Source organism: Polyangium fumosum (genome assembly GCF_005144585.1).
Classification (GTDB): Bacteria; Myxococcota_A; Polyangia; order Polyangiales; family Polyangiaceae; genus Polyangium; species Polyangium fumosum.
In genome coordinates this window covers 1-13,665 of the sequence record NZ_SSMQ01000009.1, presented here as the reverse complement: position 1 = coordinate 13,665, position 13,665 = coordinate 1, and the positions used below count along the sequence as shown (strand labels likewise).

The 13,665-nt window shown below is 68.0% G+C and carries 11 protein-coding genes; 3 read left to right on the top strand and 8 right to left on the bottom strand.

The window, feature by feature from the left end:
- Nucleotides 1–7 precede the first annotated feature (7 nt).
- A complete protein-coding gene (locus tag E8A74_RS10785; RefSeq protein ID WP_136928879.1) occupies nt 8–1,531 on the top strand; it encodes an NCS1 family nucleobase:cation symporter-1 in 1,524 nt (507 codons plus the stop codon).
- A 127-nt stretch (nt 1,532–1,658) separates the two neighbouring features.
- On the top strand, nt 1,659–3,251 hold the full coding sequence (locus tag E8A74_RS10780; RefSeq protein ID WP_136928878.1) for a hypothetical protein: 1,593 nt from the start codon (nt 1,659–1,661) through the stop codon (nt 3,249–3,251).
- On the opposite strand, the gene E8A74_RS10775 is transcribed toward E8A74_RS10780, so the two are convergent.
- The 4 genes from E8A74_RS10775 to murA form a co-directional block, all read right to left on the bottom strand.
- Nucleotides 3,252–4,685, bottom strand: coding sequence for an Ig-like domain-containing protein (locus E8A74_RS10775; RefSeq protein WP_136928877.1), 1,434 nt, complete (start codon nt 4,683–4,685; stop codon nt 3,252–3,254).
- Between the two features lie 20 nt (nt 4,686–4,705).
- Entirely contained in the window at nt 4,706–6,997 is a 2,292-nt protein-coding gene (locus tag E8A74_RS10770) for an FG-GAP repeat domain-containing protein (protein WP_136928876.1), read from the bottom strand.
- Nucleotides 6,998–7,058: 61 nt separating this feature from the next.
- Entirely contained in the window at nt 7,059–7,700 is a 642-nt protein-coding gene (gene hisG / locus E8A74_RS10765) for an ATP phosphoribosyltransferase (protein WP_136928875.1), read from the bottom strand.
- On the bottom strand, nt 7,697–8,968 hold the full coding sequence (murA, locus tag E8A74_RS10760) for a UDP-N-acetylglucosamine 1-carboxyvinyltransferase (protein ID WP_136928874.1): 1,272 nt from the start codon (nt 8,966–8,968) through the stop codon (nt 7,697–7,699). The genes hisG and murA overlap by 4 nt, the downstream gene beginning before the upstream one ends.
- Before the next feature lie 135 nt (nt 8,969–9,103).
- On the opposite strand from murA, the gene E8A74_RS10755 reads away from it, so the two are divergent.
- Nucleotides 9,104–10,438 (top strand): DUF6688 domain-containing protein, encoded by a 1,335-nt coding sequence (locus E8A74_RS10755; protein ID WP_232379488.1) that lies wholly within the window; start codon nt 9,104–9,106, stop codon nt 10,436–10,438.
- A gap of 43 nt (nt 10,439–10,481) precedes the next feature.
- Here the strand turns inward: E8A74_RS10755 and E8A74_RS10750 are convergent, their stop codons facing one another.
- The 4 genes from E8A74_RS10750 to E8A74_RS10735 all read right to left on the bottom strand — a co-directional run bounded on the left by E8A74_RS10750 (nt 10,482) and on the right by E8A74_RS10735 (nt 13,133).
- Complete coding sequence (locus E8A74_RS10750; RefSeq protein WP_136928873.1) at nt 10,482–10,811, bottom strand: hypothetical protein; 330 nt, start codon at nt 10,809–10,811, stop codon at nt 10,482–10,484.
- Between the two features lie 31 nt (nt 10,812–10,842).
- Nucleotides 10,843–11,469, bottom strand: a complete 627-nt coding sequence (locus E8A74_RS10745; RefSeq protein ID WP_136928872.1) for a hypothetical protein — start codon at nt 11,467–11,469, stop codon at nt 10,843–10,845.
- A 350-nt stretch (nt 11,470–11,819) separates the two neighbouring features.
- Nucleotides 11,820–12,896, bottom strand: coding sequence for an RNA polymerase sigma factor (locus E8A74_RS10740; protein WP_170229036.1), 1,077 nt, complete (start codon nt 12,894–12,896; stop codon nt 11,820–11,822).
- Nucleotides 12,897–12,923: 27 nt separating this feature from the next.
- Nucleotides 12,924–13,133, bottom strand: coding sequence for a hypothetical protein (locus E8A74_RS10735; protein WP_136928870.1), 210 nt, complete (start codon nt 13,131–13,133; stop codon nt 12,924–12,926).
- Between the last annotated feature and the right edge of the window lie 532 nt (nt 13,134–13,665).

Genomic DNA, 13,665 nt, shown 5'->3' with positions numbered 1-13,665 from the left:
GCCCTCCATGACGACCGACGCTCGCATCGCCGTCCGCGTCTCTGGTGACATTCACGAGATCGAGGGCGAGATCGTCTCGCCCTACATCAACCACGACCTCGAGCCGACACGGATCAAGGATCGCAAGTGGGCGATGAAGGACATCGCCGCGCTCTGGATCTCCATGTCGGCCTGCGTGCCCACGTACATGCTCGCCTCCTCGCTCATCGCCGAGGGGATGAGCTGGTGGCAGGCCGTGGTCACGATCTTCCTCGGCAATACGATCGTCCTCTTGCCGATGATCCTGAATGCGCACGCGGGCACCAAGTACGGCATTCCCTTCCCGGTGTATTGCCGCCCGTCGTTTGGCATTCTCGGCGCGAACATCCCGGCGATCCTGCGCGCGCTCGTCGCGTGTGGCTGGTTCGGGATCCAGGCGTGGATCGGGGGCTGGGCGATTTACAAGATCATCGCCGTGTTCGTCCCCTCGTGGGAGAGCGCGCCCGCGAACATCCTCGGCATCAGCCTCCCCCAGCTCCTCTGCTTCCTGTTTTTCTGGGGGATCAACATGTGGGTCATCCACAAGGGGATCGACTCGATCCGGGTCCTCCTGAACATCAAAGCCCCCTTGCTCATCGCGCTCGGGCTCGCGCTGCTCGCATGGGCCTATGGCAAGGCGGGCGGGTTCGGCCCGATGCTCGACACGCCCTCGGCGTTTGCTGCGGGCGGGAAGAAAGAGGGCCAGTTCTGGTCGTTCTTTTTCCCCGCGCTCACGGGCATGATCGGCTTCTGGGCGACGCTCTCGCTCAACATCCCTGATTTCACGCGGTATGCGTATTCGCAGCGGGATCAGGTCGTAGGGCAGGCGCTCGGGCTGCCCACCACGATGGGCCTCTATTCGTTCATCGGCGTGGCGGTCACCTCGGCGACGGCCGTGATCTATGGCGAGACGATCTGGGATCCGGTCGTGCTCATCACGAAGTTCAAGAACCCGGTCCTGCTCGTGGTCGCGCTCTTCTCGCTCTGCATCGCCACGCTCGCGACGAACATCGCAGCGAACGTGGTGAGCCCGGCGAACGATTTCGCGAACCTCTGGCCGAAGGGCATCTCGTTCCGCACGGGCGGCTTCATCACGGGCGTGATTGGCATTCTGATCCAGCCCTGGCGCCTCGTCTCGGACCCCTCGGGATACATCTTCACGTGGCTCGTCGGGTATTCGGCGCTGCTCGGCGCCATCGGCGGCATCCTCATCGCGGATTATTTCATCGTCCGCAAAACGAAGCTCGACCTCGTGCAGCTCTACGTGCGCGAGGGCTCCTACTGGTACCGGGGCGGCTTCAACCTGGCGGCGATCATCGCCCTCTGCGCGGGCATCCTGCCGAACCTGCCGGGCTTCCTCGGGACGATCAAGGTCATGACCGTCGACCCGATGTGGATGAAGCTCTACAACTATGCCTGGTTCGTGGGCTTCTTCGTCTCGGGTGGCCTCTACGTCGTCCTCACGCGGATCTTCGGCAGGACCGAGGCGACGGCCGTGAAGGCCGAAGCCTGACGACACCTCCGCTTTGGCGGCCGGCGCGCGCGCCCTTCTGCCGGGCGTACATCGACAAAACAATTGAACTTTCCGTCGATCTGGATAATCGTGGCCGCGGTCGCGGTTTTCCCCGACGGAGGCGTCGATGCGGTTTGGTGTTTTGTCTGCCCTCATGGCCCTGGCCCTCGCGGGCCTGGGTGTCGCGAGCTGTACCCAGGATTTCGATCAGTTCGAACCGACGGGGGGCAGCGGTGGCAATGGCGGCGCGGCCGCGTGCCCGACCGGCCAGGTGAGCTGCAATGACGTGTGCGTCGCCGCCGACGATCCGGCCTTCGGCTGCGGCACCGGGTGCAGCCCCTGCAACGTCCCGAATGCGACGGCCGCGTGTGCCAACGGCGCCTGCGCCGTGGACACGTGCGAGGCAGGGTTCTTCGATTGCGACGGCCTCGCGACGAGCGGATGCGAGTCGGAGACGGCCACCGACCCGAGCAACTGCGGCGCGTGCGGTACGGTCTGCATGGCGGCGAACGCGACGGCGACGTGCGAGGCGGGCCAGTGCGGGCTCGGCTCGTGCACGCAGGGGTTTGCCGATTGCGACATGATGGCGCAGACCGGCTGCGAGGCGAACACCCAGGCGGATCCGCTGCATTGTGGTGGGTGTGGTTCGGCCTGCACCGTCTTCGAGTCCTGCATCGCCGGCCAGTGCGAGCCGAACCCCTGTGAGCCGGGGACGGCCGATTGCAACATGAACACGAGCGACGGTTGCGAGACCATGCTCGGCACGCTGCTCGATTGCAACTTCTGCGGCGACACGTGCGACTTCGCGAACGCAGCCGAGACGTGCGACATGGGCACGTGCACGCTCGGCGCGTGCGAGGGCGGCTTCGGCGATTGCGACATGATGGACGGGACGGGCTGCGAGGTGAACCTCCAGAACGACCCGCAGAACTGCGGCACCTGCGGGAACGTTTGTCCCTCGGGCACGTCGTGCACGAGCGGGATGTGCGAGCTCGATTGCGCGGCCGGCACGGCCGATTGCAACAACGATCCGACAGACGGCTGCGAGACGAACACGGCGACGAACATCAATCACTGCGGCGCCTGTGGCCGCGCGTGCTCCGGGACGAACGTCGCCTCGAAGAGCTGCACGGCCGGCGTCTGTGATTCGACGTGTGATCTCGGGTTCGCGAACTGTTCGAGGCCCGCGATGGGCAACGACAACGGCTGCGAGCGTAACGCCCAGCAAGACGACGCCAACTGCGGCGGCTGCGGCAACGATTGCAGCGGCGGCCTCGATTGCGACCGCGGTCCCCTTCAGCAGAAGTTCTGCGGCTGCAACACGAACAACGAGTGCGGCGGGGGTGGCAACTGCGCCGGTGCCACGGGGCTCTGTAGCTGCAACGGGACGACCTGCGCGGCCGGCGAGGTGTGCATGGGCAATGCATGCACGTGCAACGGCGGCGCTGCGTGCGCCGCGAACATGCTCTGCTGCCAGAGCCCCGCGGCTTGCGTCGACCCCTACACGGACGCCGCGAACTGCGGCGCTTGTGGCCGAGCCTGCCCGACCGGCTTCGTTTGCGGCGGCATGATCCCGCAGGCGCCCTCGTGCCGCTGCGACGCGGACGCCGATTGTAATGCCGGAACGGCGGGCACCTGCGGGGGCAACGGGCAATGCACCTGCGGCGGCACGCAATGTGCCGTCGGCGAGCGGTGCTTGCCGAACGGGATGTGCGGCTGATCAGGGACGACGGCCGCGCCGCCGCGCGACGAGCGCCACGCATGCGCCGGCGAGCGCGAGGAGCGACCCGGCGCTCGCCTCGCGGCGGGCCGGCGCGGCCGTACATCCGCTCTCGTCTTGCGTGACGGGATCGACATTCGTCGGCGGGGGCGGCTCCTCCTCTTCCGGAGGCGTATCCTCGGGCCGCATCGTATACGCCGCGTCGAGCTTCGGGCAGGGCGAGGCGGGCGGCGGCCCGACCTGCGCCGGGCAATCACCGCCCGGGGATTCCGGCGTGCAGGTCGTGAACGAAAAGACGTGATCCTCGGTCGGGGAGACACCGGCGAGCGTCTTGATCGACTTGTGCAAGGTCGCCGTGTATTTCGTCGACGGCTGCCAGGGCTCTTGCGCCGAGATGCGCAGGACGTTCGCCCATTGATCGCCGCGATACACGCTGACCTTCGTGGGAACCACCGCGCCCGCGCCGTCGCGCACGGTCACGACCGCGTCGTCGATCGTGGCCCGGTCCATTCCCTCGCCGAAGAACAACACGAGGTTTCCGTCGGGCCGCGTGTTATCGAGCGTCGCGAGCGGATAGGCCTCGTCCGGGTATTGGCCGATGACCACGGCGTCGGCCGAAAGATCGCCGTCGAGCCGGCGGAGGATCTCGCGGTAATACCCCTTCGTGACCTGGGCGCCGAACGGATATCCGCCGGGCGTCCGCGGATCCCGCAGGCTTTGCCGGGCCCAGGGGAACCGCTCCCCGTACTCGTCGGCGCCGATGTACAGGTAGTTCGCCACCAAGAAGATGCCGGACCTGGCCGTCGACATGGCCTTCTGGATCGCCTCGGGTGTCACGGGATGGGCGATCTTCTGCTCGAAGATCTCGCTTTGCGCCTTCGTGTCGACGGCGACCTCGGGCAGGTAGTACCGCGGATGGTCGTGGACGAGGAAGATATCCATCGCCATGTCGAAGGTATCCATGTCTCCCGGGTCGACCTGGTCCGCGCGCTCGTAGAGCAGCGAATCAAACGTCGAATCCGTGATCCCATGGGCCGCGAGCCCCATCAAGAACGCCACGTGCACCGCGGCTTCCGGGTTGTCGAGCGGTTTGTCTCCGTACTTCGTCCGGATCAGCTCGACGTATCCTTGAACGTATCGCTCCCAGTGCGGAATTTCGCCTTGATCGTGGTCCTCCGCGGTATAGCCGGAGTCGGGGAAAAAGGCGCCGTTCGAGAGATCGTTCTCGTGGGCGTCGAAGACGGCGCGGAGCCGCGGCTCCGTGACCTGCTCGGCGGCGCAGTGGGCCATGTAGATATGGCCCTGCATGCCCGTGGCCGAGGCGGTCTTTGCGGCGCCGAGCGTCGCGAGGAGAATGCCGAGGGCGGCGAGGGGGCGTTTTATCGAGGAAAAGCGGGGGGCGTGCATCATCACCTCCAGGGAGGGATGATACATGGCAAGGCGAGGGGAGGGCGTCAGTTCGGCACGGCGCCGCACTCGACGCCGGTATAAAGGGCGTCGTTGTTCTTCTCGTGGCACTCGAGCGTCTGCGTCTGCGGGTCGACGCGGACGTAGATGTCGAGCTTCTTGCCGCCGAGATCCGCCTGGCAACTCACGATCGTGCACTCCTTCACGCCGAGCGCGACCGGGATCGCGGCCGTGCAGAGCGCGGGCCCCATCGCCGAGCCGTCATAAAACGTGACCTCGGTGCCGCTCACCATCGGGAGCGTGCCGCGGTTGCATACCCGGGCCTCGATCGTCGCGAGGGTCCCCACGCATTTCACGGCGCCCACGTCCCCGCCCGCCGTGAGATCGGGTTGCCCGAGCGCTTCGAGGTCGCCTTGCACGTTCTGGCGGAAATTGTTGAGCTCCGGCGCCTTCCAGTTGACCGCCACGCTCGACGTCTTGGGGATCTCGCCGTGATCACCGACGTGCGTGACGGCGTACGCGTGCTGATTCCACACCGGCCGCGAGGCCGCCCAGCGCTCCTGCTCGTCGCGCAGGACCAGAATGCCGTGGTTCTGGGCGAACGTCGCATTCGGGAAGAGCGGATCCGTGGCGGGGCAGCCGAGGTTGCCCGCGTAGTTGTTCACGGCCGTGACGATCTCCGTGTGGTAATCCCCGTCCACGTCCACGATCACGGGGTTCTCGTAGGTCGTCCCCGACGAACGCGCGACGCTGTAAATGACGGCCCCCGTGGTCCCGTCGTAGACCCGGAGGAAACATTCGTCGGCGTAGACCGCCTCGGCCTTGCCGTCGTAATCGAAATCGAAGACGCTCGACCCGGTCACGTTGGAGCTCGCGTCCTTCGAAGGCTGGCTCCAGAGGATGCCCGTGCCGGGCGATTGCCCTCCGCATTTCGCGGGGTCGCCGCCCGCGAGGCAGTCGAAATCGAAGACGACGTACTGCGTCCCGCCCGCGCTCGCGAATTCGCGCCGGCCATCCCCGTCGAAATCGGCGATCGTGGGGGGACCGCCCGTGCCGCCGCCCGGGATCGTGACGGGCCCGAAGACCACCGTGCCGGCGAGCGTCTGCACGCGGATGTTCCCGCCCGACACGACCACGATCTCGGCGCGATCCTGCCCGCCGAACGCGTCGAGCGGGAAGCTGCCGAGCTCGGCGACGGCCACCTGACCCGCGGCGAGGTTGCCGGGCGTGAAATAGGCCTCCGCGACCCAATCGCCGGCCGCGGAATCCCATTGATGGATCCCATTGCCGAGCACGAGCTCCATCTTCCCATCCTCGTCGACGTCGGCGACGACGGGCACGACGCCCTTGCTGTAGGCCGGGAAGCCGAGTCCGTTCGAGGCCATGCAGCCATCGGCGCGGTATACCGTGGCCCCGTAGAGGATCTCGGGTTTGCCGTCGTCGTCGAGGTCGTGAATCGAAGGCCCGCTCCATTTGTCGGATCCGCCCGTCGTGTCGAACGTGGTGGGCGGGCCGGAGCCTCCCGGGCACGTGCCGGAGCGCCAGAGCTGCGCGAACGTATTCGTCGCGGGATCGAAGCGGAACGCGAGGACGCCGCCGCCGTGGCGCGCCGCGACGATCTCCGCCCGGCCGTCGCCGTCGAGGTCCCCCACGGCCACCGACGCGGGCGACATGGTCGCGTCCCCCGCGGCGTCGAAGCTCCACTGTTGCGAGCAATCCTTCCCGCTGATGACGCGCAGGACGCCGGGGTTCGTGTAGCTGCCCGCCGTGGGGAACGAGGTGAAGACGATCGAGGGCGAGAGCGTATTCGGGTCGCTGTCGAAGTCGAAATCGACGACGACGGGCGTGGCCATCACCTGGAAGTTGTTCGGATGCGCGTCGCCGTCGGGCGGCCCGGTCCAGCGGCATTGCTCCGACGGCACGATGGCACCGATCTCCACGGGGCTCGTGCAGCTCGGATCGTTCTCCTGCGCGCCGGGAATGCCATAAGGGACGCATTGCCCCTCGTTGCAGTAGCTATCGAACAAGCAATCGTCGTTCGTCGTGCAAGGCGGCTGCGCGCGGGCGCACGTCGTCCCGAGCGCGCAGGTCTCGCCCGTGGGACAACACGCATCGCCGCAGATCTGCGCCGGCGGGCATCCGGCGTCCGTGAACACGTCGCCGCCCGACCCCGCGTCCCCGCCCGTCCCGCCGCCGCCGGTCGGGCCGCCGCCCGTGCCGCCGGAGCCGCCCGTGTTCGTGCCCGTGGAGGTCGTGCTCCCGCCGTCTCCGCAGGCGAACACCATTCCGCCCGCGAGCAGCCCGAGCGCCGCGACGCGCATCGTTCCGCGCATGTTCATGATGGATTCCTCGCTTTCTACGATATCGTAGGCCGGCTTCGAGAGCGAGGTCAACGCCGGATCAGGGAGACCGAGCCTCCGCCACGACCCTGCCGATCGCCTCACAAAGCGGCCGGATCTCCGCCGCGCGGAGCTTGTACGCCGCCCGGTTCGCGATGAGCATCGTGCTCACCTCGGCGACCGTCTCGATCACTTCGAGGTCATTCTCTTCGAGGGTCTTTCCCGTCTCGACCACGTCGACGATCAGGTCCGACAAACCCACGAGCGGCGCGAGTTCCACCGAGCCCGAGACGGGGATCACCTCGGCCTGAATCCCCTTTTTCGCGAAAAAGTCCGCCGCGACGCGCGGGTATTTCGTGGCCACGCGCGGCACGTCCGGCGCCTGCTTGCCCCGCGGCCCCGCCACCGCCAGGCGGCATCGGCCGATTCCGAGGTCGAGCGGCGTGTAGAGGTCCGCCTTTTTTTCGAGCAGCGTATCTCGCCCGGCGATGCCGAGGTCCACCGCGCCGTATTCCACGTACGTCGGCACGTCGTCGGGCTTCAGGAACACGTAGCGCAGGCGGCCCGCCGCGTCGTCGCGCACGAGCCGCCGGTCGTCGGCGACGAGCGGGCCCACGTCGAGGCCCGCCCGGGAAAACAGGGGCGCGAGCGCCTTGAGAATGCGGCCTTTCGGGACGGCGATCGAGAGCGGCCCCTCGTTCACCCCGGCTGCCCCTTGATCCGCACCGTATCCGCGCCGAGCGTCGCGAGCTTGCGCTCCATGTACTCGTAGCCGCGATCGAGGTGATAGACGCGCAAGACCTCGGTCTCGCCCTCCGTCGCGAGCAGCCCCGCGATGACGAGCGACGCGCTCGCGCGGAGATCCGTGGCCATCACCTTCGCGCCCGAGAGCGGGCGGCCGCCGTGCACGTGCGCCGTGTGCCCGTCGGTGTCGATCTCCGCGCCCATGCGGCGCAGCTCCGGCACGTGCATGAACCGGTTCTCGAAGATCGTCTCGTTGATCCGCGACGTCCCGCGCGCCAGGCACATCAGCACCATGAACTGCGCCTGCATGTCCGTCGGGAAGCCGGGGTGCGGCGCGGTCACCACGTCGACCGGGCGCAGCGGCCGGTCGGGGTCGCGGCGGATGCGCACGCAGTCGCCCTCGCGCCCGACCTCCACGCCCGTCGCGCGGAGCTTCGCCACGACAGCTTCGAGGTCCTCGAGCGGCGCGTTCTCGAGCAGCACGTCGCCGCCCGCCGCCGCGGCCGCGACCATGTACGTCCCGGTCTCGATGCGGTCCGAGATGATCGCATGGTCGAACGGGTCGAGCTCGTCGCGCCCCTCGATGTGGATGACGTCCGTGCCCGCGCCGTCGACACGCGCGCCCATCTTGTTCAGCACGCGGCCGAGCTCCTCGACCTCCGGCTCGCGGGCGCAGTTGACCAGCGTGCTGCGGCCCTTCGCGAGCGCCGCGGCCATCATGATGTTCTCGGTGCCCGTCACGGTCGGCATGTCGAAGACGACCTCGGCGCCCTTCAGCCGCTTGCACTCGGCGTTGATGTAGCCGTTCGCGAGGCGGATCGTCGCGCCGAGCGCTTCGAGGCCCTTCAAGTGCTGGTCGACCGGGCGCGAGCCGATCTGGCATCCGCCGGGGAGGCTCACCTTGGCGCGGCCGTAGCGCGCGACGAGGGGGCCGAGCACGAGCACGCTGGCGCGCATCTGCTTGACGAGCTCGTAGGGGGCCTCGGGGTTCGCCTCGGGGCCGCCGGCGACGCGCACGAGGGGCGGGTCGACCATCACGTTGCGCCCGAGCACCCGGAGCAATTCCCCCGTGGTCTCGATGTCCTTGAGCGCCGGCACGTTGCGCAGGATGCTCTCGCCGTCCGAGAGGAGCGTCGCGCACAGGATCGGCAGCGCCGCGTTCTTCGCGCCGCTCACGCGGATCTTGCCCTGAAGCTGCTTTCCACCGCGAATCCGGATGACGTCCATGGCTCCGACTCTTCGCATGATTCGCGCGGGAAGGCGAACGTTTGGCGCGTTGCGCACCGTGCCGCGTATGTAGGCGTGGGTAGGATCCGCGTGTCAGCTCGCAGGACGCAAGGTACGATGGGCATCGGAGAGCGCATGAATTCCGGGGAACACGAACGCGACAAGGAGCCCGAGGCAAAGGCCGAAGACGGGGCCCCGCCGAAGGCCGAGATGCTTCCCTTCGCGCCGCCCGAGGCCCCGCTCGCGGAGGCGCCCGCGCCTTCGCCCTCCACGCACAGCCGCGTCGCGGACGCCGCGCTCGTGACGTTGCTCGTCATCGGGTACGTCTCGCCGACCGTCGCGGCTCTCGTCGCGCTCGCCACGGGAGCCCGCGGCGTCGCGTTCATCTGCTTCGGGCTCGCGGCCGTCGGCATGGGGCTCTGGGCCGTCATCAAGCTCTACCGTCGCACCCGAACGCACGGGCGTGGCGCGGCTCTGGCGTGGGCGGACGTCCTCGTCCTCGGCATCCTCCCCGCGTGGGGGCTGCTCTACAACCACATCGTCAACGCGACCTGCCAGGTGATGGAGTGCGAGGCGAGCGGCGAGGTCTTCCGCCCGCTCGCCGAGCCCGAGGTCTTCGGCCTGCTCGCGTTTCACCTCGTGACGGCGCTCGCCTACATGGTCTCGCGGCGCAGGCGTGCGGCGCTGCACCCGGCGATGGCCGAGCTCCTCGTGCACGCGGCTTTGCTCGCGGGCATCACCATCCACGTGCTGCTCGCGGTGCATTTCGGCAAATGGGTGCTCATTGGCGTGGTGTTCCCGCCGGCCTTCTTGCCCTGTTTGTCCCCGGTCCTGACCGTGATCCTCTACGGCGCGGAGCTTCGCCACCGCCTGCGCTTGCGGGGCGCGGACGCGCGGGCGATCGGAAAGCCGCTCGCCGTGTATCGCGAAGGCCCGGAGCAATCCTTCCTGCCCGAGAAGATCCACCGCCCGACGCTGCTCCGCGCACTCGCCTTGTCGCCGGTGCTGCTCGGCGCGCACGCGGTCCTCCAGGCGGTTTGGCTGGGCCACGCAGCGGGCGCGCTCCAGGTCTTCACGCGGACGTGCGACTACACGCTCTCGCGGCTCCCGGTGGAGGTGCTCCCCGGCGATTGCCATTACCTCTGCACCGTGGCGGCGCGGGGCCATTCCTGGCTCGTGCGCCCGCTCCGCATGGGCCGGCGCGGCGGCGTGCCGATCGTGGTGAACCGGCAGCTCGCGGTGGCGAACGCGTTCGAGGACCTGCTCCACGAGCGCTGGCCCCGCTTCGGTCGTTTGGCACGACGAACGTACGACCTGCTCGCGCGGCCGGTGTGCAACCACCTGCGCCCGGCGTGGGTGTCGGACGTGGTGTACCTCGTGATGAAGCCGGCGGAGTGGGTCTTCTACGTGGCGCTCGTGCTCTTCGATCCGCGCTCGCCGGAGGCGCGGATCGATCGGATGTATCGGTAGGTCGCGTCATGGCGCCGCGGGGATCCGTTGGGAGGGCTCGCCATCACGTGGCCCTTGCCGCTATGGTGACGTTGAACGCCGTTCGGTGGATCTCATGGGCGACGCGTTCGGTTTCTGCGGGAGTCAGGGCGTAGCCCCGGAACTCTTTGCGCCCCTGGGGATCGAGCGGCCCCTCTTGGACGTACACGCAGCCATCGCTCCCGAGCGCGAGGAGCTGTAGGCAGGCCCAGCGGAGCAAGCCCTGCGTGCCGTGCAGCGCGCGTTCCTCGGCAGTCAGCGCGTATCCGGTGAACACGCGCCGGCCGGCGGGCGGCTCCTCTTCGAATCGGACGTAGATCGCTCCGTCACTCGCAAGAACAAGCTCGGTTTCCATGGTCGGCAGCCGGGTTGTCACGGGTTACTGGTCAGAGGGGGATTCGGAGCTGAACGCGATCCGGCAGCGACGGCGCTTCCTGGGTTCTCTCAATGATGACGATGCCCGCCTTCTCCAGGCGAAGCAATGCCGGCACGAGTGTACGGGAAACCGACATGTCGCACAGGATGTCACGCAATCGCGCAAACGAGACGAATCCATCGGCATCCGGCCGCATACGCGAGAGCACGAAATGGGCGAGCCCCTCGGCATACGCCTCGCTTCCGAGCTTGCGGAGGGCCGCAGCGTAGTTTGCCACGTAGACGGCGGCGCGCTGGTAGGTCGGGGGCGCGCGCATGATTTCAAGCAAGAGCAACTCGCCGCGCTCGTCGTGGCGGATGGCGCCCGCGGAGACCCACGTTGCCCTCGCGGATCGCGGCGGCGGAAGCGGTGGGAGGCGATCCGAAAGACGCGCTCTACGAACGCGCTCGCGCCAATCGCGGAGCACGGCGCCCGCGAAAGCACGGGCGCGGCTCCACGCGGAGGGCAGATCCGCGAGGGGATCCCCCGGCGGCTCGGAGTGTGCCGTGCTGACGCGGGTCCCGCTCTGCGGCGGAAGCGCTGGCCGCGCCATGACCGTTGTTGCTGCGTCGTCGTCGATATCCCGCAAGGTATCCATGAGCCTCCAAGCGGTAGGACACGACCCCCAGGAGGGGGCGATAAGGGAGGAATGCTCGCCCAGAGAACCACTCCCCCATCGTCCCCTCCTGGGGGTCGTTATTTGAAACGGTCGTCGCCCGAAGACGGGGCGCCTTTCGGGCACACCGCTCCCTTTTCGGAACCTGGCCATCCGGTACATGACGCAGTCGGGGCGCGCGGCGAAAGGCGCCCCGTCTACGAGCGACGATCGGACAAATCCGAGCGCGGCGCCGCCGCGTCGCGGCGCCGTGTTCGTCTGAGTCTCGCTTCCTGATAGTGGGACCGGGACCAACCGGATGACGGATCCCGCGAAATTGGTGGGACCTTGTCCTACCTCTCGGATCCGAAGTCGATCATGGGTTCGAGGTCGTAACGGTCGTCCGGCACGATGTCCCCCGTGTCGACCCCTTCCACATCGGCAAAATCCGTGAACGGTTCCGATGCCCCTACCTGCGCCGCCACCTGTGTGCCCGCGGCACTCGCCTTGCGCGGCCTCTCGCCGTCGCGCGCAGCGCCACGCTCCGGCAGCTCGTCGCGCAGCTCGGCGCCGCTGGCCGGCGCGACGCAGGCCCCCTCGATGGGCACCGGGAACGCACGGAGCCACGTCATGCAAGCGGCGAGTTCGGGAGGCTGCCGAGCCAGAAGGAGGTACACGGCGACGCCGCCCGCAACGAATGCCGTCCCGCGCGACGTCAGCGCACGGCGCCACGGCGGACGCTGCGGGGCCGCAGGCGCCGGAGGCGAGCCCATGAAGCCCGTACCATTCGCGGCGCCGCCTCCAGTCCTCTGCTCCTGACGGCTGGCAAAGAGGAGCGGCACGAGGAGGGAGCCGGGGCGATCCGCGACGCCCCGAGCGCGGAAGCCTTCAAAGCAGCGATCCAGCGTGCGCTGAAGGCGCGATTTGACGGTCGGCTCTGGGATCGAAAGCAGCGCGGCGATCTCCTTGGTCGACCGCCCGTCGTGGAAGCGCAGCGTCAAAAGCTCGCGCTCCGCGGGGGTCAGCTCCTCGAAGACCTCGGCCAGCGTGCGCACCATCTCCCTGTCGAACGCGGTCCGCTCCGGCGTCTCGCCGTGCGCCGTGGGCTCCTCCACAGCCTCCACAGAAGCCCAATCCCCCTTCGCCTTGAAGTATTGGATCGCGATGTTTCGCGCGATCATCCGCAGCCACGGGGTCAGCGGTTTGGTCGGATCGTAAGATTCGCTGTAGCGAACCGCTGCGCTGAGAACCTCCTGGGTGAGGTCCTCGACGTCGTCGGCGGGAACGCCGAACCCAGCGAGCCACTTCATGATCTTCCGGCGAAACCTCGGGAGTTCGTCGAGCATCGACGTCATCCTGGATGCGTTCATGCCACCTAGTAGTGGCTCCGGGGGCGAATGGATCCCCACTTTTTTCGCCGAGCGGTTCACCGAGGCTTCAGTAGGCAGCATGACGTGTCAGTCGAAGGGATGGTAACAGCAGAACGTGACGGCTTGGGCGTCGTCGGGCGTGGCCTCACCGATCGGCTCGCCGCCGCTTGCGAGACAGGAGCCGCCTACGTAGTGGAGGTCCGTGATGGCCTTGGCCCCGATGGCTCGGCCGGCAGGATAGATATTGCTGCACTGGTCGCCGTAGGAGGCGAGTGTGTCCCCGGGAAATTCGGACATGCATGCTGCATCATCGTAAAATCGGATGGTAGCGAGGCACGCGCTCCCGACCGGCGGACCGCATTCGCACCTGGTGCAGTCTCGGCTGTCATGGATGGCCAGCTCTGGATACAGCACGTGCGGACCGTCCTGGTAATTCGTCGGGCATTGCAAGTGCTTCCCGGTACGCCATACGCATTGGAGGAAGGGCAGGGGGCGATTCGGCGCGCACGCTTCGCTGTCCCCGCAGCGCAGTTCGTCGACGTTCCCACGGCACGCGATCCAACGCCGTTTCCAGCCAGTCTCCTTCCAGAACGCGGGGGACGGATGTGTGGTGACAGCGCAGGCTTCGGCCGTCGGGCCTGGCAACGGGCCCACGGATACGGACTGCGCGCAGGGCGTCGAGCTTCCCTCCGGGCACTTCGCCGTATCACCTCGCTCACCCCCGTCTGGACGCCGGCCCGCTGCCGTGGCAGGCGCCGCGCGCACGCGCGTTCGTCCGGCCGCCGGGCGCATCGAGCTTCGACAGCAAGCGCGCGCAGACGTCTGCGCA